This window comes from Kamptonema formosum PCC 10802 (assembly GCF_000332335.1).
GTDB lineage: Bacteria > Cyanobacteriota > Cyanobacteriia > Cyanobacteriales > Oscillatoriaceae > Oscillatoria.
Map to the genome: position 1 here is coordinate 5,005,444 of NZ_KB235948.1, position 20,936 is coordinate 5,026,379.

Below are 20,936 nucleotides of genomic sequence, written 5' to 3' on the forward strand. Positions count from 1 at the left end.
CAAAGTAGCGAAGCAAGTGGCTCAGGAAGTTCGTTCGACCTACAATAGTATCGCTGGGCAAACAGGCAGTGAATTTTCCTGCCGGTCCGATTTCGTTGTTATACGGCTAGAGCAGCGACTGCAGAAAATTGGGCATAAACTAGATAAGGATCGTTTTCCTGCTCCTGATATATTACCAGTGATTTGCTCTACTAATTCCTCCGATAGCATTACGTTAGATACCAATTTGTTAGTGTTCTACGGATTCGATTTTCAGGAGGAGTTTAATCAACCAGACAAACCATTTAATGCCTATGTGCAATATGCAGATGGCACGGGGAAGCAAGCAGTAGGCTTTGTAGCAATTCCTCACAACTATCAGCTTGTACTGGATCTGCAAAGTCCAGAACTGAAACAGGTTATTCGGGCAATGAACCCAAATAAAGGACCGCAGATCGTACTTGAGTGGGGCGGGCGGAATGTGGGAGTTAACCCAGATAAACAACGAAATAATCAAGCTGCACTACCAATTATCCTACCGGCACCAGAACCGCCAAAGCCCCTAAAGAGAGATTATGTCGCTGTTGGCAAGATTGGGCCATTTGGGGGTCCCTATGGTAATTGGACGACGGAGGAAAGATGTCCAACGGGACAGTGGGTGTTAGGTGCTTCGCTGAAGATAGAGCCAGAACAGAAGACAGGTGATGATACTGCCCTCAATGGTATTTATTTGTTGTGCGGAACAGTTGAAGACAAAGGAAGTGTAACAGAAATATCATCTGGAACTGGAGGGTGGGGAGATAAAATAAATGTAGGGAATTGTGGTGATAAGTATGTAACTGGTGTGCAGTTAAGAATTGAAGGACCTCAAGGGAGCGGCGATGATACTGGCGCTGTTGATGCGGAATTTCTGTGTCAAGATGGGAAAAGGTTTGCTTCCTATCGACTTGGTTGGGGGGGATGGTCAAGCTTAAAAACTTGTCCTCCGGCTTCGGCAATTTGTGGCATAAAGACAAAAGTTGAGCCCCCACAGGGAAAGGGTGATGACACGGCTTTGAATGACGCTGAGTTTACTTGCTGCTCACTGCCTTGAAAAGGGGAGATATCAATAAATTTGTTGAGTGCGGTTCAGAGCAGTTGCCGACAGGGGCGCTGGATCATAGAAAATTTTCAGCCAGCTTTTAGCGCCCTCTCTTATAAAGAGTCTCTTAGAGGCAGGGCATATCTGCAAAAAAACGCCACACTCCCCCCGCACCCCCTGTACAAAAAAACCGGGTAACTTCGGCGAAACCCGGTTTTTAAACGAGCGCCAACGTCTTCAAAAAAGCCGGTTTTCCAACTCAGCCAACCGGCACCGGCACCGGCTCCAAGCGAGCCACCAATTTAACGCCGTATTCCGCCTCAAACACCGCTTTCTTCTGATCCAAACTCCAGCGCTCTAAAACGCACTCATCCGAGGGCAGTGCCGGCAGAATCCGCAAGTGCAATTCTCGCAGCGCCGGACGGAACTCGCACTTCAACCCGGCGATAGCGCCAATTTGCCGCCGGTCGAGCGCCACCGCCAGCCGCAGCAAAGCGCTCAACTGACTCACCATCTGCCGGTGCTGTTTGCTAGGCAAGCTCCGGTAGTTTTCGTGCTTTTTCTTCGGCCCACTCTTGCGGTGGTAGCGGGCGATATTCGCCATCACTTCTATCTCGGTTTCCGTGTATCCGAGTAGCTCGCCATTGCGAATCAAGTAATACGAGTGTTTGTGGTGAGAAGAGTGACTCACATGCAAGCCGCAGTTGTGCAAAATCCCAGCCGCCCACAAAAGTTCCCGCTCTTCCGAACTCCAGTTGTGCAAAACGCCCTGAGTTTGGTCAAATAGGTTGAGCGCAAAAGCTGCCACTCGCTCAGCGGATTCCAGGCTAACTTCGTATTTCTCGGCGATTTTGATTACGCTGCGCTGGCGGACAGAACTCTGGAAGCGCAGCCGGTCTTCAATCAAACCGTGGGTGAGCATCCAGTCTACTACGATGCCTTCCCGCAGGGAGCGCTCGCAAACCGTCAGCAACTCCACCCCCAGCAGCGTCATGGCTTCCTGTAAAATTAGAGCGCCGGCTAAAATAATTTCTGACCGCCGGTCTGACATCCCTGGAATTGCCGAACGCTCGGAGTTAGAAAGCTTGCGCAAGCGATTCACCAGGTTCGACAAGTCTTTGAGGGTGAATTGGAAGCCGGTGAGCGGACTGGGAACCACACCCATCTTTTCGCGGGCGATAATCCCCGCCAAAGTTTCAATTGTCCCAGATGTGCCCACCAAACGGGGTTGCTCCCCCGGTTGCAAGTGCGCCCGCAACTCGTCAGCCGGTCGTTCCAGCGTACCCCGCACGAACGCTTGCAGGTACTGAAACTCGGCATTGCTAATCGGATCGGTGGTGATGAATTCTGCTGTCAGGCGAACTGCGCCCACTTTGGTGCTGCTCAGGGAGCGAGGCTCGTGCCCATCCCCTAAAATTAATTCTGTAGAGCCGCCGCCAATATCAATTATAATGTGGGGCTGGCTGTTAAATTCCATCCCCGACAGGACGCCCAGGTAAATTCTCCGGGCTTCTTCTTGACCGGAGATTAAGCTAACCGACAGACCTAACTCCTCTCGCACCTGCTGCAAAAAGTCTCGCCCGTTGGGAGCCTCGCGCACGGCGCTAGTCGCCACAGCCACAACCGTTTCCGCATTCAGGCTGTTGGCAATTTCTTGGAAGCGCCGCAGAGTGTCGGTAGCGCGTTTGATTACCGCCGGTTTGAGGTCGCCAGTTTCTGGACAGCGGTCGCCCAGCCGCACCGTTTCCTTCTCTCTGGCAATAATCGTAAAAGCCGGCAGTTTGGGTTCAATCCGCACCACCACCATGTGCAGGGAGTTCGTCCCCAAATCGATGGCAGCGATAATCCGGTCTTGCTCCACAGATGGAGCGGGAATCTTAACTAAAGGAACTGTATTGACCATCCCCGTAGATCTAGGGTTACAACCCCAGCCCATACTTTCAGATTCAGCATATCTTAAAAGGGGTCTTTTTCCGCTCGGCAGGCGCTTGCTGTCAGGCGTGCTGCGCTCCGCCAGGGAAAGGGGTGAGGGGTGCGAGGTCCTGTCAGCCCCGGATGCTCCCGGATGAGGCGACCGATATCCTTTTCTGTTTTCTCTCACAATTCCGGGTGCGAAACCGGCACTAGCTCGCTCCGCAGAAGTCTTGCGCAATGCCTGCCGGCAGCGGGAGCATCTGATTTGTGCACTCCCCCCACCCCCAACCCCTATCCCACTTGGGGTCAGGGGAGAATTCTTTTTTCCCCCCTCTCCCGCCCTGGGAGAGGGGGGTTAGGGGGGTGAGGGTGAAACTCTTTGCAAAAAGGGGATGCTCCCGACGCCAACTCCCCTGCGGAGCAATCTAAAACGTTCTCGCGACTGAGCGTGAAAACCGCACCTGCCAATGATATACTTATTCGGGCTACAGTAGCCCAGTGAGTCTCCTAATTCCGAATTCTCCTGCAGGCACTTTAGACACAACCATGCTAACCGAGCAAGAACGCAAAGCCGAACCGATTTGGCTGAGGATCGCTAGACTTCTCAGGTGGGACAAGCCATCGGGACGCCTGATTTTGATGATTCCCGCCCTCTGGGCTGTGTTTTTGGCCGCCGGCGGGAAGCCCCCAGCACCCCTCGTGGCCGTGATTGTGTTCGGCACTCTGTTCACCAGCGCCGCCGGTTGCGCGATCAATGACCTCTGGGACAGAGATATTGACCCGCAAGTGGAAAGGACGCGCAATCGCCCCCTGGCTTCCCGCGCCCTCAGCGTGCGCACCGGCATTGTTTTGGCGATTCTGGCCTTGCTTTGCGCCGCCATTGTGGCCCTGTACCTCCCTCCCCTGAGTTTCTGGCTGTGCGTCGCCGCCGTGCCGGTGATCCTCCTCTACCCGCTGGCAAAGCGAGTGTTTCCAGTTCCCCAGCTCGTGCTCTCTATCGCTTGGGGATTCGCGGTTCTCATCAGCTGGACTGCAGTGACAGGCACATTAGAATTTCAAACTTGGCTGCTCTGGGCCGCCACTGTCTCCTGGACTTTGGGCTTCGACACCGTGTACGCGATGAGCGACCGGGAAGATGACCTGCGGCTGGGGGTAAACTCCAGCGCCCTGTTCTTTGGGGAGTACGCCGCCGAGGCTGTGGCCTTTTTCTTTGCCTGCACCGCCGCCATGCTTGCCTGTGTGGGGGGACTGATGCACCTTTACATTACTTTTTGGATAGCTTTGGTTGTGTCTGTCGCGGCGTGGACTTGGCAGTACCTCCAGCTGAGAAATGAAAATCTCCCTAAAGCAGTTTACGGGAAGATATTTGGCCAGAATGTCTGGATTGGCTTTATTTTACTCGCCGGCATGATTGCAGGAATTTTGACAAGATAAACAACCGAAAACGCCCGCAGATGTCCCCAGATAAGACTGGCCTCTGGGACTTGCCGGCATGGATAAAACTGTGGGATTTCTGGGATGAAAAAAATTGTGATTGGGGTGATGGGTCCGGGTGCCGGCGCTACAGCAGCTGACATGCAAAATGCCTTTGAAATTGGCCTACTTATCGCCAAATCAGGTTGGGTTTTGCTCACCGGCGGCAGGGATGCCGGTGTCATGGATGCCGCATATATTGGTGCCAAAGAGGCGAATGGCCTTACTGTAGGCATCCTGCCTACTGACGGCACCGGCATGATTTCTCCCGCAGTCGATATTGCTATTTTCACCGGCATGGGCAGCGCTCGCAATAATATCAATGTCCTGTCGAGTGATGTGCTGGTTGCCTGCGGTATGGGTGCCGGCACTGCCTCAGAAATTGCCCTCGCCATCAAGGCGAATAAGAAAGTCGTTTTGTTAAATGATGACGAATCCAGTCAGGTATTTTTCAAAAAGCTTTCGCCAGAAAATGTTTTTGTGGTAGGGAGTCCTGAAGAGGCGATAGGGAAAGTTAGAGAGGTGTTAGGATAATTTGTTTATCTCGTCAGGGACAGGCGAGACGCCTGTCCGTTGGTCCGCGCCCTATGTGCCTAGTGCTATAAGAATAAGAGGCAGAGCCGCTGAGAAAGGGTTCCCAGGTTCTACCTGGGAACCAGAAACGAGAAGAGGAGAAATTGGGGAGTTATTTGTGGGAGTAATTCCCCACAATTTGCAGGATGCGCTCGGCGGCGTGACCGTCTCCAAAAGGATTGATAGCGGTTGCCATCGCTTGATAAGCCGCTGAGTCGCTCAGCAATTCGCCGGCGACAGCAGCAATTTTGGTTGGGTTGGTGCCGACGAGTTTGGCGGTGCCGGCGTCAATGGCTTCGGGTCGTTCTGTGGTTTCTCGCAACACGAGTACGGGTTTGCCGAGTGCCGGCGCTTCTTCTTGCAATCCGCCAGAATCTGTCAGCAAGAGATAGCAGCGCTGAATTGCGCCGACGAGTTGAGCGTAATCTAGAGGTTCAGTCAAGAAAACCCTGGGGTGATCGCCCAAAAGTGCGGTCAGCGGTTCGCGCACTGTGGGGTTGCGGTGCAGCGGTAACAGCAACGCTGTGTCTGGAAAGCTGTCTAGGATTTGCAGGAATCCGTGAGCGATGTCTTGCAGGGGTTCGCCCCAGTTTTCTCGCCGGTGGACTGTTGCCAGCAGGATGCGGTGTTCGTTCCAGTCCAAACCGGGAATCTCGCACTCGGGCTGGCGCTTGGCCACGGCCAGCAAGGCGTCAATCACGGTGTTGCCGGTGTGGTGAATTTCTCCGGTGACGCCGGACCGGCGCAGGTTTTTCACCGCCTGGGAAGTGGGCGCAAAGTGCAGCTGAGCCAGCTGGGAGATCAGACGCCGGTTCGCCTCCTCTGGGTAGGGGTTGAACAGGTCATCTGTGCGCAGTCCCGCCTCCACATGGCCAACGGGAATCTGCTGGTAAAAGGCGGCTAAGCAAGCGGCAAAGGCGGTGGTGGTGTCTCCCTGGACGAGCACCAGTTGCGGTTGCAGTTCTTGAAAGAGCGCTTCCAGTCCCTGCAAACTCCTGCAGGTAATGTCCGTGAGGGTTTGCCGGGGAAGCATGATGGCCAAATCTCGGTCGGCACTCAGCTCAAAGAGTTGCATTACTTGCTCGACCATTTCGCGGTGCTGGCCGGTTAAAACCACTCGCGTCTCAAAAGATGGGGAAGCCTGGAACAGTTGGATGACCGGCGCTAGTTTAATAGCTTCTGGACGGGTTCCCAGAGTGATGCAGACAGAGATAGGAGACTTCGGCATTGAAGTGGGTACTAATTTACCAGAGGACAGCGACAACAAATTTAGCGTGTCAAATAATAGGGTGTAAAAAGGCGGTGCGGAAAGCGCTTTCCGATCAATCCTGTTCAGGGAGTGAAGCTCAATCCTTGGGCTTTGGCTTTCCTAAGCTCTTAGGCTTTTAACCTGCTTTTGCGTTGAAAGGAGGCAGAGCCTCCAGATTGCGTTCCCAGACAGAGCCTGGGAACGAGAGAAATCCTTGGGCTTTGGCTTTCCTATCATCCCACACCCCTCCCCAGCTTTCAGGAATTTCAGTATAATCAACAGGGCACAAGAAATCCATCCCTGCCAGAAAATCACTCAACCGGCTGACTCACGCGCTATTGAACCCTGTGCCAGAAATCAGGTTTCTTTTAGAATAGTGGTTTCTTGATGTGCCGTGATGTGCCGTTTATTTATAGCCTCTCTCATCAAGCGTGAGGTACTGAGAAACCCGGTTTCTTTAAGAAACCGGGTTTCTGGGCCATAGTTCATCCCACTGAGAGCCGCTATATGTCCACTGACTTAAGATTGCCCAGAAGGAATAAAAACCCGAGGGGGTGGAGTTGGGAACCGGCTGTTTGGGGCGCGCTCGCCGGCGGCACCCCGCTTCTCGGCGGGACTGGCAAAAACGGGACGCTGCCGGCGGAGGTCAGGTAAAAATCAGCAGGATTCCCCACCGACTGGACAAAAAGTTCGCAATTGTGCGCATGGCAGGATCTCAGCGGCTTGTATCCTCTTTTGTAGAAGCAGCGGCAGAGCGTCAAGGCGCGAGGGGAGGGGCGTGGCCGGTGGCCATTTGTAGTTGGGCGTTAGCCCCGTTTGTAGTTGGACTTTAGCCCAAAGGTTTGTAGTTGGGCTTTAGCCCAAAGGTTTGTAGTTGGGCTTTAGCCCAACCGGTGGCGCAACTGGCCCGTTTGTAGTTGGGCTAAAGCCCCACCAGTTCTGTTAAATAAAATTACAAAAGCAGAAAACCAGCTTGACTGCGGCTCCCTTTCATGGGGCCAGCCAGAACAGGTCGGGCTGGAGGAACTCCGCCGGGACAGATTGCATCCCTTGCGCTGTGCGGCGGTTTTGCCACTGAAGTGGTGCTGGGCGGAGAAACTTGGGAAACCTAAACAATATGGTGCGTGCAGAATTGTGAGTGCGTACATCTGCGCCAGAAAAAGAGTGAAAATGACCTTTGAGATGAAGATCTGTTCAGTTTAGTCTTGAGGCGCGGCACCCAACGCTGGGGGTCAAGCAACCGGAATCTACAAACTCTTGCGCACAGGCCAAGAGGGCATCTATAGCCTAAGACCCAAACTCTGATGAGTTTTTTGCATTTTAAAGCTTTGCTGGTCAATCAGAATAGTGCTCTATGACACAATCCAATCGTCCACCCGTTCCACCCCCTCCTGGTCCACCTCGCATTCCACCCATGCCACCCCCACCCGGTGGGCGGGTGCCGGCTCCTCCCGGCAGTATGGGCGTGCCAGGGGCCACTCAGGGACAGGCACAAACGATGCGCGTGCCGGCACCACCGCCACCGCCGGGGGTACCCAGACCTCAATCGCCCCCACCCCCACCGGCAGCTGTAGCCCCACCGGCAGCCCCACCGGCAGCCCCACCGGCAGCTGTAGCCCCACCGGCAGCCCCACCGGCAGCCCCACCGGCAGCACCGGCAGCACCGGCACCGGCACCGGCAGCACCGGCACCCCCATCTGCGCCGGCACAGCCGACAGCGGTTTCCCAGCCGACACCGGCAATGACCCACTCGAACATCCCGCCGATTAAGGCACTGGTAGCGCCAGAGCCCCGACCGCCACAAAGAGGCCCGGGGCCCAGTCCGGGACACCCGACATTAAGGGATATTGTGTGGACAGCGAACGAAAACGGGGTTTCTGACGTTCACTTGGGCGTTAATGAAGCCCCCCGATACCGCAAGCGGGGCGACATCACGCCCACAGAGTGGCCGGTGACGGATCTGGACAGCTTTATGAGCTGGCTGCGGGAAATCCTCACGGATGAAGAAATTCAGCGCTTCCAAGACAGCCTGGACTTTGACGCGGTGGCGGACCTCGGTTTCGTGCGCATCCGGATCAACCTGTTTGACTCCCTTGCCGGTCCGGCGATGGTGCTGCGCCTGATCGGGGCGACGATATTGACGATGGAGCAGCTGAAATTGCCGCCGGTGTTCAAGGATGTCTGCCACTACCACAAAGGGCTAATCCTGGTGACAGGGCCCACCGGTTCTGGTAAGTCCACCACAATGGCGGCGATGATTGACTACATGAATAAGGAGTTTGCCAAACACATCATCACCATTGAGGACCCGGTTGAATTCGTCCATATCAGCCGCAAATCCCTGATCAAGCACCGGGAAGTGGGCCGGCACACCCTGGAATTTAAAAACGCCCTCAAAGGAGCGCTCCGCCAAGACCCAGACTTGATGCTGGTGGGGGAAATCCGCGACCAAGAAACGATGAATATCGCCCTCAAAGCCGCCTCCACGGGTCACTTGGTTGCGGGCACCCTGCACACGAACAGCGCTATCAAAACCATTGAGCGGATTCTGGGGATGTTCCCGCCCGCAGAGCAGCCACCCTTGCGGATTTCCCTGGCAGAATCCCTGATCTGCATTATCGCCCAGGGGCTTTGCAAAACAACGGACGGCAAGCGGGCAGCTTTCCACGACATCCTGATCGCTACTGACGCGATTAAGGAATACATCATCAAAGGGGATTATGAAAATATCAACCAAGTGATGCTGAAAGCTGAGTTCGACGGCATGATGACCATGAACAAGGCTCTGCTGAAGCTCTATCAAGAAGGCCGCATCACTGAAGAAATCGCCTTGGAAATGTCGCCCACTCCCAATGAAATGGCTCAGTTCCTCCGAGGCCGCATCTAAGTGAAGCCGGGGAACGCAACGCGCTGCGGACTCCCCTGGCACCTACCTTGCTCCGACAGGCAAGGGGCCTGCCCTGCGGCGCAACCCCTCTTGGCCCAGAACCCCGCTTTCTTTAAGAAACCGGGGTTCTGAAATTTACACGAAGGTTATTGGCGCGCTATATTCGCCTTACGGTTTGTGCAATTTAATAGTTGCTACGGCAGTGCGGGGGACAGGAGGCGAGATTTCAGGTCCTGTGCCTGCGTCTCACGGACCGTTCATTTCTCAGCGCCACCCCCGACGGCTGCGCTGGCAGGTGGCGGCACGCCAGAGCCCCACACAGTTTTTATTAAAAATTAATTAAACGTAATTCACCCCCTGCAGGGCTGAATGCTATGGTTGAGATGAGGGAATGGCTCTGACAAGTTGCCCCTCCGTTAGAAGAGTTGCGCAATCCCTAAGTGCTGGCCACCTGTCGTCCGCAGTTTCCTCAGCGCTGGGAAGAGCCTGCCCCAGTCATGCGAATTGAGCGGAACTTATCTTATCACAGCTCCCAGCATCTGGGAGTGCCACCTATGCGCGACCCATCGGAAACTTACGGATATGTACTGCGTTTATTTGTTTGCGGGCACACGGCGGCTACCGAGCGCACCCTCAAGCGCCTGCACCAGCTTCTGCAGGAGGGGAGCCCTTCCCCTTATACCTTGAAAGTCATTGATATTTTCAAACACCCAGAGCAAACAGAAGCAGATCGAGTCTGTGCCACCCCCACCCTCCTGAAAGTCTGGCCGCAACCCTTTAGGCGGATTGTCGGTGAGCTGGACAATGCAGACGCTGTTCTGCGGCTGCTCAGCTCTGTGGATATTGAATAATTTCCGCTTAATACGTTTTCATTTGCGGTCGGGGTGCTGTGAGCGGTTCAGCAGTAGGGTGGCATCATCCCAGACGGAAACTGCCTAAAAATCCTGTTGGCTGAAGTGGGGCTCATCCGGGACTCCCAGACGAGCCACTCGCGTTCTGCAAGAGATTTGTACGAACGCCGATATCGCCTCTCCACACCCGTTTTGGGCCGGCATCCCTTTTCCTAACCGTCTGTATTGCATCAACTTGACAGCCACTCTACAGAGGAACGCAAACATCAGGCGCACACAGCCCTGGAAATTGCAGTGCCGTGACGGTCATCGTGTCGATTTCGGCGCGACGGATCGCGTGGTTATTCGTATCTGCAATGTAGAGGTAAGCACCGGCAGCGCTCAACCCGGCAGGCTCGGAAAACCGAGCGCCGGCACCCCATCCATCTCGCAATCCGGCTGTCCCATCTCCTAAGACAGAATAGCACTCTCCCGTGCGCGTGTCAACCTTTTTGATTTTGTGGTTGTAACTGTCCGCAACCCAGAGAAAACCGCCGGCATATTCTACCCCCAAACAGTGCTGCAGCCGAACCTCCCAGCCGGTGCCATCCCTGTCCCCAAAACCGAATAATTCCCCACTCCCACAGACGGTTCGCACTGCGGGGTTTGCGCCCAAACTGACACCGCGAATTGAGCTAATTTCGCTGTCGGCGACAAACAGTTCCAACCCGCCGGCGGTGATGCCGCTCGGTTGGGCAAAGGCAGCTTCCGTAACTGAACCGTCGGCGCACCCTTCCGCGCCGGTGCCGGCGTAGGTTTGCACAGTGCCGGTTGCCAGCTGCATTTCCCAGATTTGGTGAGATCCCGCCATTGCCACATACAGCCGGTCCCCCACCAGTTGCAAATCCCAAGGGGAATTGAGCGGCGTTTCCAACCCGCGCCCGCCGTGGGGGCGAATGTGGTGACTTTGGGTGCCGGTGCCGGCGATCGTTCCCACTCTTTGCGCCTTTAACTCAATCCGCCGCAAGGCGTGATTGCCGGTATCTGCGACATAGAGAATTTGATTTTCCGCATCCAGCGCCATGCCTTGCGGTGCGGAAAATTGGGCTGACTCGAAGGAACCGTCCGCTAAGCCCGGAATGCCGGTGCCAATGACGTGCGAAACCTCAGCGTCAAGGGTGGTGACGACGAGCCGGTGGTGTCCCGAATCCGCGATAAACAGGCGATTTCCCGTTTCATCCGCTAGCACTTTTCCGGGAAAAGCCAGGGGTGTGATTAAGGGCTGCCGGTGTTTTTCCAGAATCAGGCTGACTTCCTGAAAATTGATGGTGCCTTGCTGTTTGTGCTGGCAAATGAGCTGCTCAATCAGTTCGCCGATCGCCTCTCGATGGCCTTCGCCTGAGACGCTGGCAATAACATATCCTTGCGGGTCAATCACTGTCAGAGTTGGCCACGCTCTGACCGCGTAGTGCCGCCAAATTGCCAAGTTGCTGTCAACCACAACCGGATGCTCGATGTCGTAGCGCAGGATGGCTTGGCGGATGTTTTCGGTTTCTTTCTCGCTGTCGAATTTGGCGGAGTGTACGCCGATAACGGTGAGGCTGTCTTTATATTTTTGTTCGAGGTATTTCAGGTCTGGGAGGATGTGGGTGCAGTTGATGCAGCAGTATGTCCAAAAGTCAAGAAGGACGATTCGCCCTTTTAATTCTGCTAGGGAGAGGGGGCGATCTGTGTTGAGCCAAGTTTTGTTTTTGGGAAATTCGGGCGCTCTGACTCGGGGTTGGCGCATGGGGGGAGATTGGGAGGGTTTATAGTTTTTTATTTTAGCGAAGTTTATGGAAATTTGGAACCGCCGCCGTGAAGGAGCGCCTAGGAAGAGGGTAGAGGTGGTTTCGCTGTTGCCCTCACGGCTGTGAGGCTTTTTAAAATTAAGCTTAAGGAGTGAGGGGAGAAAGAGGTATAATGATAAGTGTGAGGAGGTACAGTAAGGCGGGAAGTCAGAGTATGGGGACGGTTCGAGTGCCGGTAAAGCTAACGAATGAAATCGATGAGAGGTTGGCCGGTCGGGGGCTGCTCAATCCCAGTCTGGTGCGGGTGTGTGAGATAGAGGCACTTGTGGATACTGGTGCGGCGCGTCTGGTACTGCCTGTGGATGTGGTGCGGGCGCTTGGGATAAGGATTCAGGGGCAGCAGCTAGCAACCTATGCTGATGGCCGGCAGGAAGTGCTTGGTTTGACTGAGGATTTGCTCATTGAGGTGTCCAGTCTTCAGATTATTCAACCGGCACTCGTGGTGCCTGGAAATGAAGTGCTGATTGGTCAGACTGTATTAGAGGCATTGGATTTGCTTGTAGATTGCAAGCGCAATCGTCTAGTTTTGAATGCACCCACTCCCGAAGAACCGATTTAAAATAGGAGTGGGCTAACAGTTGGAAGACAGGAGAGGTCAAAAAGATGAGCAGTGCTAATCAAGCGGTGGTAAATCCGAGTCAGGGTGCAGTTAAAGTGAAGGTAAAGCTAACGAATCCGCTCGATGAATATTTCGTTGAGCAAGGACAGCTTGACCCCAGCCAGGTTCATACATGTGAGATTGACGCACTTGTGGATAGGCGGAAGGTGCGTACTTTTATGCCGGTGGAGGTGATGCGGCTTCTTGATTTAAGGGTTCAGTGGCAGGAGGTTTTAAAATTCGCTGATGGGAGTGAAAAAGTGGTGAGTCACACTGAATCGGTGAAAATTGAATTGCTGGGTCGTGAGACTTCTGTCGATACTATCGTTGCGGGAGATGAAGTTGTGATTGGTCAGGTGGTATTGGAGCTGTTAGATTTGGTTGTGGATGAGGAAAACCAGCGCGTCATCCCCAATCCCGCACATCCTAACGGGCCGGTTTTTAGAATTTAGTCAGTGTTTCTCTCGTTCCCAGCATCTGCCTGGAAACGCAATCTGGAGGCTCTGCCTCCTTTCAACGAAAAAAGCAGGTTAAAAGCCTAAGAACTTAAATGCCATTACCGGCTCTGTCGGGACCGATGAATTATTAGACCTTGAGGACAGGCGAGACGCCTGCCCTACGTCTATACCTTGTAGGACAGGCGTTCCCTCCGATCGAGCGTGTCCTAAACTGACTGTCTGTTGCTATAATACTTATCCAGCTTTCCAACTCTCCACACAAAGAGCAGAAAGTGAGCTATTCCCTAACACCTACCGTCTTGTCAAAGCCCTTTTGTAATAATCGTTGCCCCCAGGTAAATCTGGCAAATCCCCAATTCCGCTCAATTGAAATCCATTCGCCGCAGTCATAGGAACTGACGTTCCTAAAGCGCACTTGGGAGTTTTAAAAGCCTCGATATGGATGTGGGCGTATCCGCCATTAACCTTCGCCGCCGGCGACACTCTACCCACCACGCTGTCTTTCCCGACTTTCGCCCCATTCGCCACACTGCGATCGATGTGGCCAATTAAGAGGCTGCGGCGCTGATAAATTTGCAGGCAAATAAAATCCTCACCGGCATACATTGCTGTTTCCGCAACCGGCGCAACCACCTGCCGGCGGGCAGATTTGTTAACATTTCCGTCCGCTGCGTGGCACGCCGCCACCCCAAAGTCTTTCGCGACCGTTAAATCCAAAGCAAAACGGGTTTGGTGGCTAATTTTTCCCTGGTAGCCCTGACGGGAGCATCCCGGTTGTGCAAACAAGCCCATATCAATGCGACAATGATTTCAACAGGGGGCAGGAGGCGAGGAGGTTTGGCCAGATGAATCCCGGAAACGGGATTGAAACGCCCTGACACACATACCACGTCTCACCCCTGCTATGCGGAAGCTCAATCTGCCGGCTCTCACTCTTCCCCTTGCTAGGCTGCGGTGCGGCGCTGGGCGGAACACCGGCAGCACCGGCATCCCGGCGCGTGCCTGCCGGCGCAACCGGCGGCTTTCTCGCACAGGCGGCGGCGCTGACTCCGATCAGCCCCACCAGCGAAACCGCTAAAAACTGTTGAATCTTTCCTGACATCACCGCCGCACCGGCACACCCCGCCCCACATCCCGGACGCGAATTATAACACACCATCAAATTTTTGTCAAGCCCGCGCGGGCGGGCTGTGACATCACCGGCTACATTCCCATAATGGAATAGCCGGAGTCCACATACAGCACTTGGCCGGTAATCCCGCTCGCCAGATCGCTGCACAGGAACGCCGCCGCGTTGCCCACTTCCAGCTGGGTCACGGTGCGCTTCAGCGGAGCCACTTCCTCAACGTGGTGGATCATGTCGAGGATGCCGCCCACCGCCGAGGAGGCCAGGGTGCGGATGGGCCCAGCAGAGATGGCATTGACGCGAATCTTTTGCGGGCCAAGTTCAGCCGCCAGGTAGCGGACATTCATTTCTAGCGCCGCCTTGGCAATTCCCATAACATTGTAGTTAGGAACGACTCGCACGCCGCCGAGGTAGGTGAGGGTGACAATACTCCCGCCTTCCGCCATCAGGGGTTTGGCAGCAGCGCTCAGCTGGACTAGGGAGTAGGCGCTGATATCCAAAGCCTGGAGGAAATCTGGCCGCGAAGTCTTGCTAAAATCACCTGAAAGCGCTTCCTTACCGGCATAGGCGAGGCAGTGGATCAGGATATCGAGCTTGCCCCACTTGTCGCGCACCGTCTCAAAGGTAGACTGAATTTGGGCGTCATCTTGGACATTGCAGGGGACAAACAGGCTGGGGTTGAGGGGCTCTACGAGTTCGGCAACTTTTCTCTCCATGCGCCCCTTCTCGTCTGGCAAATAGCTGATGCCGAGATTGGCTCCTGCTTTGTGCAGCTGTTGGGCGATGCCCCACGCTATGGAGCGATTGTTGGCAATGCCGGTGACGAGGGCGTTTTTTCCGGTTAAATCTAGCATAGACTTCGATTTTATGAGTAACAGGGATGCCACTTCCAGCTCAAATAGCCAAAATGGCCATTTTTTGGCGGAATGACCGGGCGAATATCTCGGCTTGTCGCTAGGATATGTGTCAAGCTTAGACCAGCAGCCGGTGCTCTCAAACCGGCACCGCACAGCTGGCAGTCTGCTTTCCCTTAATCTTCCTGTTGTTTGTGGCACCTCAAAAATTATGTATCGAATTGTACAAAAAAACACCAGGGAGTCTGTTTATCTGTTGTAAAGTCAAAGAATCCTCACATTAGGGGAATTCGTCGTATCTGGCAAACTTTCGAGGACACGGGTGAAGGCAATGGATAGGGTCATGACGCAAGATAGACCGCTCGCAACTGTGTTCCGTCAGATGGGGGGTGCTGCGTTCCCGCCGGTGGTGGAAGTTTACGAACGGGGCAAGACTATCTTTTTCCCCGGAGATCCGGCAGAACGGGTCTATTTTCTACTCAAAGGCGCGGTGAAGCTTTCCAGGGTTTATGAGGCGGGCGAGGAAATTACCGTGGCGCTGCTGCGGGAGAACAGCGTGTTTGGGGTGCTGTCCCTGATTACCGGGCACCGCTCTGACCGGTTTTACCATGCGGTTGCCTTTACGCCGGTGGAATTGCTCTCGGTGCCGATTGAGCAGGTGGAAAAGGCGCTCAAGGAAGATGCCGACCTGTCAATGGTGATGCTGCGGGGGCTGTCTTCGCGGATCTTGCAAACCGAGATGATGATTGAAACCCTGGCCCACCGGGATATGGGATCGCGGCTGGTGAGTTTTCTGCTGATTCTCTGCCGCGATTTTGGGGTTCCGAGCGCCCAAGGGATTACTATAGACCTGAAACTTTCCCATCAAGCTATCGCAGAAGCTATTGGCTCAACGCGAGTCACCGTCACCCGGCTGCTCGGGGATCTGCGGGATCAAAAAATGATCTCCATCCACAAGAAAAAGATCACCGTCCACAATCCGGTGACGTTAAGCCAGCAATTTACCTGACCGGCTAGGCCACTTCCCGCCGGTGAGCCCTTAGCTTTTGGTGCCCTGAGGCGTTAAGCTGTATCTGGGTTGGCGTGTGGCGGTAGAGGGCGTTCCTCTTCCGACAGGTAGATGACCATCGGATACATCCTGATTTTGTCCATTTTAGTCTTGGGGGGCGCTATCGCCACGGCGGGCGACCGGATTGGCACAAAAGTTGGCAAGGCGCGGCTCAGCCTTTTCAATCTGCGCCCCAAAAAAACGGCAACTCTAGTCACTGCTCTGACCGGCGTCACGATTTCCGCGATGACGCTGGGAATTTTGTTTGCCACGAGCGAGCCCCTGCGCAAGGGTGTGTTTGAATACGACCAGACTCAGAAAAAACTCAGATCCGCCCGCCGGGAGCTGGCGCAAGCTCAAGCGGAGAAAAGTCAGGTGCAGGCTGAGCTCGATCGGGTGCGCGCCGAGCAAGCCCCTGCCCAGCAGCGCTTGGATGAAATTAACCGGTCTTTGCAGGGTGCTAATGCCAAGCTCTCGGAAGCATTGGCCCAACGAGCCCGCACTCAGAAGCAGCTGCAGGAAACTCAGCGCCAGCTCAGCGAGACGGTCCCTCAGAAGGAGGCTCTGCGAAAGGAAATTGAGCAGCTGCAGGCGGAACGCCAAGCGCTGCTCGACGAACAGGAGCGGGTTAAAGCTCAGATCGCCCTTCGCGACCTGCGTCTGGCTGAGCGCCAGCTTGAGATCGCTAAGCGGGACCGCGAAATCGCTCAGCAAGACCGGCAGATCGCCGAGCAGGAGCTGCAGGTGGCTCAGCAGAAGCAGCTGCTCGCCGAGCAGGGGCAGCAGGTGGCTGAGCAAAAGCAGCTGCTCGCCGAGCAGGGGCAGCAGGTGGCTGAGCAAAAGCAGCTGCTCGCCGAGCAGGAGCTGCAGGTCACCGCGCAAACTCAAGTCATCGCCCAGCAGGAAACTCAGCTCAAGGAACTGGAAACTCAAAAGAATGTCCGAGAGCGAGAAGTGAAATTGCTGGAGCGCGATTTGCAAGTCCTCAAGGAGGGCACGATTGCGATCCGCCGCAACCAAGTCCTCGCCTCTGGTGTGGTGCGCGTCGTTAAGCCCAGCGCCGCCCCGCAAGCGGTGCAGCAACTGCTGCACGAAGCTAACCAAGTTACTGGCAAGCTGACTCAGCCCGGTCGGGACACGTTCGGCGAGCCGGTGATTCAAATGACCCGGGCTGAAGTTGAGGAATTGATAGATCGCATTGATGACGGTCAGGACTATGTGGTGCGCATTCTCTCGGCTGCTAACTACCTGCTCGGGGAAAAGCGGGTGCAAGTCTTTGCCGATGCGGCTCCCAATCAAGTTGTGTTTTTGGCTGGCGATGTGGTGGCGGCGACTTCCATCGATCCCGCAACGATGACGGCTAGCCAGCTGCGCGAGCGCATCGAGGTGCTGATCGGCGCTTCTATGTTTCGCTCCCGCAAAGCCGGCGTTCTGGCTGAGACTATCCAGGTCGGAGACGGTCGCATCGAAACCCTGATTCGCTTTCTCCAGCAACTCCAGCAGCAAAACCAGCCGGTTGATGTTAGGGCGGTTGCTGCAGGTGTCACCCACACAGCAGGCCCTCTCAAAATTGAACTGGTGGCTACTGTCAATGGTGAGGTGATTTTTCGCACCTGCTCTCCTAACTCCGCCACCGGCCAAGCTTGCGCTTGACCTCTCCTCTCACCCTGCCGTCACGCCGGCAGCCTTTTATTGACTAATCAACCGGATATCATGTTGCTATATGCTCTCTGCCGTCTGCCATCCATCAGGTTTATTCCAAAAAGATAAAGCTTTTTGGGTTAATCACTCATTTAATAAGCCCTTGGGCTTTTAATCTGCTTATCACACAGCTTATTACACCTGGGATCGGAGGGAACGCCTGTCCCACGTCCTAACCTAAGTGGCTCCTGCGTTCTATAAGTATTCACTTAGGTTAGGACACGAGCGTCGGAAAGGAACCCCTATCCTAGGAGGTTCCGACGTAGGTCAGGGGTTTCGCCTGCCCTAACCTAAGTGGCTCCTGCGATCTAGCAGTATTCACTTAGGTTAGGACACCCGCGTCGGAAAGGAACCGCTATCTTAGGAGGTTCCGACGTAGGGCAGGCGTCTCGCCTACCCTAACCTAAGTGGCTCCTGTGATAGGGCAAATTAAATGCACGACACGGGGAGATCCCCCCACCGGCCCCGACGCGATCAACTCCTGTCCCTACAAGAAATTATGACCAATTCAAAGAGTGCAATTTTGGGCTTCGATCCCGGACGCGAGAAGTGCGGTGTGGCTGTGGTGGCGTCGGACCTGATGCCGGTCTGCCACCAAGTTGTGCCGGCGGCTAGGGCGCTAGAAACGATCCAGTCCCTGTGCCGGCAGTTTGCCGTCGAGCTGGTGGTGATGGGAGATCAAACCTCGGCAAAAGCCTGGTTTGAGCAACTCACCGGCAATTTGCCCGAAACGGTGCGGGTTGTGCTGGTGGATGAGCGCTACAGCAGTTTGGAGGCCAGGGAGCGCTACTGGCAAATGCACCCCCCCACCGGCCTGGCGCGCGTGATCCCCAAAGGCATGCGAGTCCCTCCCCGCCCGGTGGATGATATTGTGGCCATTATCTTGATTGAGCGCTACTTGGCTCAGAGTGGGTTGGGTTGAGTGCCGGTCAGAGCATGGGGCATGGGGCATTGGCCACTGGGCACTGGGCACTGGGCACTGGGCATTGGGCATTGCTGAAAATCTTCCCCATGCCCCATCCCCCATGCGCCATGCGCCATGCGCTATGCCCCATGCGCCATTACAGGTCAGCCCGAATTGTGAAAGAATAGTCTCCCCCAGGCTCCAGCTGGTAGTCACATTTCTCCAAGAAGCGCCCCAGAGGCTCCTGTATTAAGGCTCGCCCTCGGGAAGGCTCTATGGCCAGCTCGCCGCGCTTGAAACACCACTGGAACTGCCACACAAATTGGCCGGCACTGACTTCACCGGCAAGGGTGCCCTGGTGCCAAGACTGTTGAGTGACTCGCACATGTGCTGTGGTTCTGGGCAGACGGTTAGGACTCATACAACTTCCGTCTTTATAGTTTGTTTGAGAAACCCGGTTTCTTAAAGAAACCGGGTTTCTCAGGTTTCTGAATTGGGAACAGCAGAAACCCGCCGAGCTTTGCCGGAAATCATGAATTAATTATCCGGATTTACTCTCCTGCAGCCGCTGCTACTGTACGGCTGTTGTACAAATTCATAGCTTTCTCAACCCCCTGCTTGAGGCTGAGGGAGACGGCATCAGCGACGAGCTGCAGGACTTCTGACACCAGCTGGGTTTCAGCGGACGAGAATTTTCCCAGAACATAGGAAACCGTGGCGGAATCGCTGCCTCGATCCTTGGGTTTGCCGATACCGATGCGCAGGCGGGGAAAGTTTTCGGTGCCGAGGTGGGCGATGGTTGACTTCATGCCATTGTGACCGCCGGCAGATCCAGACAGGCGCAACCGCAGCCGCCCCAAGGGCAAGTCCATATCGTCATAAATCACCAGCACGGATTCTGGCGGGAGTTTGTACCAGTCCGTCACCGCTCGAATGGCTTGTCCGGAGAGGTTCATATAGGTCAGCGGTTTGAGCAGGCGGATTTTATCACCTTTTGGCCCCACGCCCTCTCCGAACTGGCCCTGAAATTTGCGGTGTTCCGCTAGGGAAATGTTCCAGGAACGCGCCAAGGCGTCAGCGGCGGCAAAGCCGATATTGTGCCGCGTTTGGTCGTATTTTGGCTCTGGATTCCCCAGCCCTACAATCAGCTGGGGAATCACCAGAGCCGGTGGTGCCGTAGCTTGTGTCATTGAATTTCCGATCTCACAAAAGCGGGGCGAGAGATTTTAGACGCTAGATTTATGGGATAGCAGTATTCACTTAGGTTAGGACAGTAGGACAGGCGAGACGCCTGTCCTACGCCTTTTATCCCTAGGGCACTGATGTCCGTTCCCCATGTGGCTAGTGCTAGAAAATGCCGGAGCTAAAATCCGGGCGTGCTGGGCGGAACTCCCCCCTAGGTCTGCTGAGACTGGCCGGCGGCAGTCTCGTCGGGGACAGGGGTAGCCATTTTCTCCGGTTTAGCGGGGGGAGCGGTCTTCACCGCTTCCAGCTGCTCCACTTCTCGCTTGAGCTCGTTCTCAAAGTCCCTGGAAGCTTCCTGGAAGCCCCGAATTGCCTTTCCCAGACTGCGACCGATTTCTGGCAATTTCTTGGGGCCAAAGATCAGTAGGGCCACGCCCAGGATCACGGCCATCTCCGGCAAGCCTATCCCAAAAATGTTCACGCGACAACCTCGCTGCGACTTCTGGCTCTAGTATAGAACTGACAAAAAATCCCGGTCTAGCCGGGACTGCTGGGCGATGGTGCCAGCTTGGGGTGGGGAGCGGCGGAGGCTAGTTGCCTAGGGCTCTCCAATCCACCTGGAACGAGTCAAGCAGCAGCGAGGAGTTGTAGATTTGCAGAATAATCAGCAAGAAGACGAGAAACAGGCCCATAAACACCCCCATGAGGATGGTGGTGCCCCAACCGGGGGCGACTTTACCGTATTCCGAGTTCAGGGGTCTGAGAACCTCTCCCAGCCAAGTCCGTTGTGCCATAAGTCACCTGCGATCAGTTACGACAGATTTTTTAATGTTTTGTAATATTGTATAAGGAACAGCACTCATAAATTTAATTTCAAAATGGAATCCTCAGCAGTTCTTATCATTTCGATTGGGGCCGTCCTGGTCGCCATCACCGGCTTCTCCATCTACACCTCGTTTGGGCCACCTTCCAAGGAGCTGGCCGATCCCTTTGACGACCACGAGGACTGAGATGGCACCGGCACTGCCGGCCTCTTCCGGGCCCGACGAGCAGTGGCCTTCTGCTGCCGGTGGCGCGGCTCGGCCATTATTGCTCCGACAATTCGCCCGAAACGCAAGCCGGTGGCTAAACGCACCGGCTTATTTTTTGACGCTTGACAGAATTCATTTAATCTGATATTAGAACCCTCGGCGCTCGCCGTGAGAGGAGTGGGAAACTGGGCACAG

23 protein-coding genes and 1 pseudogene are annotated in these 20,936 nt (G+C 55.0%); 13 read left to right on the forward strand and 11 right to left on the reverse strand.

The window, feature by feature from the left end; translation table 11 throughout:
- Nucleotides 1-16: 16 nt before the first annotated feature.
- Nucleotides 17-1,072 (forward strand): hypothetical protein, encoded by a 1,056-nt coding sequence (locus OSC10802_RS0121935; protein ID WP_155968191.1) that lies wholly within the window; start codon nt 17-19, stop codon nt 1,070-1,072.
- Nucleotides 1,073-1,319: 247 nt separating this feature from the next.
- Here OSC10802_RS0121935 and OSC10802_RS0121945 read toward each other — a convergent pair whose 3' ends face one another.
- Nucleotides 1,320-2,963, reverse strand: a complete 1,644-nt coding sequence (locus OSC10802_RS0121945; RefSeq protein WP_017718918.1) for a Ppx/GppA phosphatase family protein — start codon at nt 2,961-2,963, stop codon at nt 1,320-1,322.
- 557 nt (nt 2,964-3,520) lie between these two features.
- Between OSC10802_RS0121945 and OSC10802_RS0121950 the strand changes: the two genes are divergently transcribed.
- Both OSC10802_RS0121950 and OSC10802_RS0121955 read left to right on the forward strand, forming a co-directional pair.
- Nucleotides 3,521-4,408, forward strand: a complete 888-nt coding sequence (locus tag OSC10802_RS0121950; RefSeq protein WP_017718919.1) for a 4-hydroxybenzoate solanesyltransferase — start codon at nt 3,521-3,523, stop codon at nt 4,406-4,408.
- An 84-nt stretch (nt 4,409-4,492) separates the two neighbouring features.
- Entirely contained in the window at nt 4,493-4,981 is a 489-nt protein-coding gene (locus OSC10802_RS0121955) for an SLOG cluster 4 domain-containing protein (RefSeq protein ID WP_017718920.1), read from the forward strand.
- Between the two features lie 151 nt (nt 4,982-5,132).
- Here the strand turns inward: OSC10802_RS0121955 and wecB are convergent, their stop codons facing one another.
- Nucleotides 5,133-6,248: a non-hydrolyzing UDP-N-acetylglucosamine 2-epimerase gene (gene wecB / locus OSC10802_RS0121960; RefSeq protein ID WP_017718921.1), complete on the reverse strand. Its 1,116-nt coding sequence runs from the start codon at nt 6,246-6,248 to the stop codon at nt 5,133-5,135.
- A 528-nt stretch (nt 6,249-6,776) separates the two neighbouring features.
- On the opposite strand from wecB, the gene OSC10802_RS50605 reads away from it, so the two are divergent.
- Entirely contained in the window at nt 6,777-6,923 is a 147-nt protein-coding gene (locus OSC10802_RS50605; RefSeq protein ID WP_155968192.1) for a hypothetical protein, read from the forward strand.
- Between the two features lie 698 nt (nt 6,924-7,621).
- On the opposite strand, the gene OSC10802_RS57220 is transcribed toward OSC10802_RS50605, so the two are convergent.
- Nucleotides 7,622-7,978 (reverse strand): hypothetical protein, encoded by a 357-nt coding sequence (locus OSC10802_RS57220; RefSeq protein WP_512699226.1) that lies wholly within the window; start codon nt 7,976-7,978, stop codon nt 7,622-7,624.
- Nucleotides 7,979-8,070: 92 nt separating this feature from the next.
- Between OSC10802_RS57220 and OSC10802_RS41200 the strand changes: the two are divergent.
- Nucleotides 8,071-9,156: pseudogene (locus OSC10802_RS41200) on the forward strand (type IV pilus twitching motility protein PilT); the annotation flags it as partial.
- A gap of 554 nt (nt 9,157-9,710) precedes the next feature.
- Nucleotides 9,711-10,007, forward strand: coding sequence for a circadian clock KaiB family protein (locus tag OSC10802_RS41205; RefSeq protein ID WP_232731723.1), 297 nt, complete (start codon nt 9,711-9,713; stop codon nt 10,005-10,007).
- Between the two features lie 247 nt (nt 10,008-10,254).
- Here the strand turns inward: OSC10802_RS41205 and OSC10802_RS0121990 are convergent, their stop codons facing one another.
- On the reverse strand, nt 10,255-11,775 hold the full coding sequence (locus OSC10802_RS0121990; RefSeq protein ID WP_017718927.1) for a thioredoxin-like domain-containing protein: 1,521 nt from the start codon (nt 11,773-11,775) through the stop codon (nt 10,255-10,257).
- Nucleotides 11,776-11,948: 173 nt separating this feature from the next.
- Between OSC10802_RS0121990 and OSC10802_RS0121995 the strand changes: the two genes are divergently transcribed.
- Complete coding sequence (locus OSC10802_RS0121995) at nt 11,949-12,395, forward strand: retroviral-like aspartic protease family protein (protein ID WP_026098703.1); 447 nt, start codon at nt 11,949-11,951, stop codon at nt 12,393-12,395.
- Nucleotides 12,396-12,439: 44 nt separating this feature from the next.
- Nucleotides 12,440-12,886 (forward strand): hypothetical protein, encoded by a 447-nt coding sequence (locus tag OSC10802_RS0122000; RefSeq protein WP_017718929.1) that lies wholly within the window; start codon nt 12,440-12,442, stop codon nt 12,884-12,886.
- Nucleotides 12,887-13,183: 297 nt separating this feature from the next.
- On the opposite strand, the gene OSC10802_RS0122005 is transcribed toward OSC10802_RS0122000, so the two are convergent.
- From OSC10802_RS0122005 to fabI, 3 genes are read right to left on the reverse strand one after another with little or no spacing between them, the layout of a single operon-like run.
- Nucleotides 13,184-13,684, reverse strand: a complete 501-nt coding sequence (locus OSC10802_RS0122005; RefSeq protein WP_017718930.1) for a hypothetical protein — start codon at nt 13,682-13,684, stop codon at nt 13,184-13,186.
- A 1-nt stretch (nt 13,685) separates the two neighbouring features.
- Nucleotides 13,686-14,051 (reverse strand): hypothetical protein, encoded by a 366-nt coding sequence (locus OSC10802_RS50610; protein ID WP_232731724.1) that lies wholly within the window; start codon nt 14,049-14,051, stop codon nt 13,686-13,688.
- Between the two features lie 44 nt (nt 14,052-14,095).
- Nucleotides 14,096-14,872: an enoyl-ACP reductase FabI gene (gene fabI, locus OSC10802_RS0122015; RefSeq protein WP_017718932.1), complete on the reverse strand. Its 777-nt coding sequence runs from the start codon at nt 14,870-14,872 to the stop codon at nt 14,096-14,098.
- Between the two features lie 343 nt (nt 14,873-15,215).
- On the opposite strand from fabI, the gene ntcA reads away from it, so the two are divergent.
- The 3 genes from ntcA to OSC10802_RS0122030 all read left to right on the forward strand — a co-directional run bounded on the left by ntcA (nt 15,216) and on the right by OSC10802_RS0122030 (nt 18,543).
- The gene (gene ntcA, locus OSC10802_RS0122020) at nt 15,216-15,881 is read left to right on the forward strand and encodes a global nitrogen regulator NtcA (RefSeq protein ID WP_026098704.1); all 666 of its coding nucleotides are present in this window, start codon (nt 15,216-15,218) and stop codon (nt 15,879-15,881) included.
- A gap of 111 nt (nt 15,882-15,992) precedes the next feature.
- A complete protein-coding gene (locus OSC10802_RS0122025) occupies nt 15,993-17,573 on the forward strand; it encodes a DUF3084 family protein (RefSeq protein WP_017718934.1) in 1,581 nt (526 codons plus the stop codon).
- A gap of 547 nt (nt 17,574-18,120) precedes the next feature.
- Nucleotides 18,121-18,543, forward strand: coding sequence for a pre-16S rRNA-processing nuclease YqgF (locus OSC10802_RS0122030; RefSeq protein ID WP_017718935.1), 423 nt, complete (start codon nt 18,121-18,123; stop codon nt 18,541-18,543).
- A 139-nt stretch (nt 18,544-18,682) separates the two neighbouring features.
- Here OSC10802_RS0122030 and OSC10802_RS0122035 read toward each other — a convergent pair whose 3' ends face one another.
- The 4 genes from OSC10802_RS0122035 to psbH all read right to left on the reverse strand — a co-directional run bounded on the left by OSC10802_RS0122035 (nt 18,683) and on the right by psbH (nt 20,504).
- Nucleotides 18,683-18,946 carry a DUF3146 family protein gene (locus OSC10802_RS0122035; RefSeq protein WP_017718936.1) on the reverse strand — a complete coding sequence of 88 codons (264 nt, stop codon included), beginning with the start codon at nt 18,944-18,946 and terminating at the stop codon, nt 18,683-18,685.
- Between the two features lie 130 nt (nt 18,947-19,076).
- Nucleotides 19,077-19,715 carry an aminoacyl-tRNA hydrolase gene (pth, locus tag OSC10802_RS0122040; RefSeq protein ID WP_017718937.1) on the reverse strand — a complete coding sequence of 213 codons (639 nt, stop codon included), beginning with the start codon at nt 19,713-19,715 and terminating at the stop codon, nt 19,077-19,079.
- A gap of 206 nt (nt 19,716-19,921) precedes the next feature.
- Nucleotides 19,922-20,191, reverse strand: coding sequence for a TatA/E family twin arginine-targeting protein translocase (locus tag OSC10802_RS0122045; protein ID WP_017718938.1), 270 nt, complete (start codon nt 20,189-20,191; stop codon nt 19,922-19,924).
- 109 nt (nt 20,192-20,300) lie between these two features.
- Entirely contained in the window at nt 20,301-20,504 is a 204-nt protein-coding gene (gene psbH, locus OSC10802_RS0122050) for a photosystem II reaction center phosphoprotein PsbH (protein ID WP_017718939.1), read from the reverse strand.
- Between the two features lie 84 nt (nt 20,505-20,588).
- Between psbH and psbN the strand changes: the two genes are divergently transcribed.
- Both psbN and OSC10802_RS50615 read left to right on the forward strand, forming a co-directional pair.
- Nucleotides 20,589-20,720, forward strand: coding sequence for a photosystem II reaction center protein PsbN (gene psbN, locus OSC10802_RS0122055; RefSeq protein ID WP_017718940.1), 132 nt, complete (start codon nt 20,589-20,591; stop codon nt 20,718-20,720).
- On the forward strand, nt 20,701-20,886 hold the full coding sequence (locus OSC10802_RS50615) for a hypothetical protein (RefSeq protein ID WP_155968197.1): 186 nt from the start codon (nt 20,701-20,703) through the stop codon (nt 20,884-20,886). Before psbN ends, OSC10802_RS50615 begins: the two co-directional genes overlap by 20 nt.
- The last annotated feature ends 50 nt before the right edge of the window (nt 20,887-20,936 follow it).

What these genes read in the sequence shown, in the direction of transcription:
- OSC10802_RS0121945 (WP_017718918.1), bottom strand. Translation starts at nt 2,963, where the DNA reads ATGGTCAATACAGTTCCTTTAGTTAAGATTCCCGCTCCATCTGTGGAG.
- OSC10802_RS0121950 (WP_017718919.1), top strand. Translation starts at nt 3,521, where the DNA reads ATGCTAACCGAGCAAGAACGCAAAGCCGAACCGATTTGGCTGAGGATC.
- OSC10802_RS0121955 (WP_017718920.1), top strand. Translation starts at nt 4,493, where the DNA reads ATGAAAAAAATTGTGATTGGGGTGATGGGTCCGGGTGCCGGCGCTACA.
- wecB (WP_017718921.1), bottom strand. Translation starts at nt 6,248, where the DNA reads ATGCCGAAGTCTCCTATCTCTGTCTGCATCACTCTGGGAACCCGTCCA.
- OSC10802_RS50605 (WP_155968192.1), top strand. Translation starts at nt 6,777, where the DNA reads ATGTCCACTGACTTAAGATTGCCCAGAAGGAATAAAAACCCGAGGGGG.
- OSC10802_RS41205 (WP_232731723.1), top strand. Translation starts at nt 9,711, where the DNA reads ATGCGCGACCCATCGGAAACTTACGGATATGTACTGCGTTTATTTGTT.
- OSC10802_RS0121990 (WP_017718927.1), bottom strand. Translation starts at nt 11,775, where the DNA reads ATGCGCCAACCCCGAGTCAGAGCGCCCGAATTTCCCAAAAACAAAACT.
- OSC10802_RS0121995 (WP_026098703.1), top strand. Translation starts at nt 11,949, where the DNA reads ATGATAAGTGTGAGGAGGTACAGTAAGGCGGGAAGTCAGAGTATGGGG.
- OSC10802_RS0122000 (WP_017718929.1), top strand. Translation starts at nt 12,440, where the DNA reads ATGAGCAGTGCTAATCAAGCGGTGGTAAATCCGAGTCAGGGTGCAGTT.
- OSC10802_RS0122005 (WP_017718930.1), bottom strand. Translation starts at nt 13,684, where the DNA reads ATGGGCTTGTTTGCACAACCGGGATGCTCCCGTCAGGGCTACCAGGGA.
- OSC10802_RS50610 (WP_232731724.1), bottom strand. Translation starts at nt 14,051, where the DNA reads ATGGTGTGTTATAATTCGCGTCCGGGATGTGGGGCGGGGTGTGCCGGT.
- fabI (WP_017718932.1), bottom strand. Translation starts at nt 14,872, where the DNA reads ATGCTAGATTTAACCGGAAAAAACGCCCTCGTCACCGGCATTGCCAAC.
- ntcA (WP_026098704.1), top strand. Translation starts at nt 15,216, where the DNA reads ATGACGCAAGATAGACCGCTCGCAACTGTGTTCCGTCAGATGGGGGGT.
- OSC10802_RS0122025 (WP_017718934.1), top strand. Translation starts at nt 15,993, where the DNA reads ATGACCATCGGATACATCCTGATTTTGTCCATTTTAGTCTTGGGGGGC.
- OSC10802_RS0122030 (WP_017718935.1), top strand. Translation starts at nt 18,121, where the DNA reads ATGACCAATTCAAAGAGTGCAATTTTGGGCTTCGATCCCGGACGCGAG.
- OSC10802_RS0122035 (WP_017718936.1), bottom strand. Translation starts at nt 18,946, where the DNA reads ATGAGTCCTAACCGTCTGCCCAGAACCACAGCACATGTGCGAGTCACT.
- pth (WP_017718937.1), bottom strand. Translation starts at nt 19,715, where the DNA reads ATGACACAAGCTACGGCACCACCGGCTCTGGTGATTCCCCAGCTGATT.
- psbH (WP_017718939.1), bottom strand. Translation starts at nt 20,504, where the DNA reads ATGGCACAACGGACTTGGCTGGGAGAGGTTCTCAGACCCCTGAACTCG.
- psbN (WP_017718940.1), top strand. Translation starts at nt 20,589, where the DNA reads ATGGAATCCTCAGCAGTTCTTATCATTTCGATTGGGGCCGTCCTGGTC.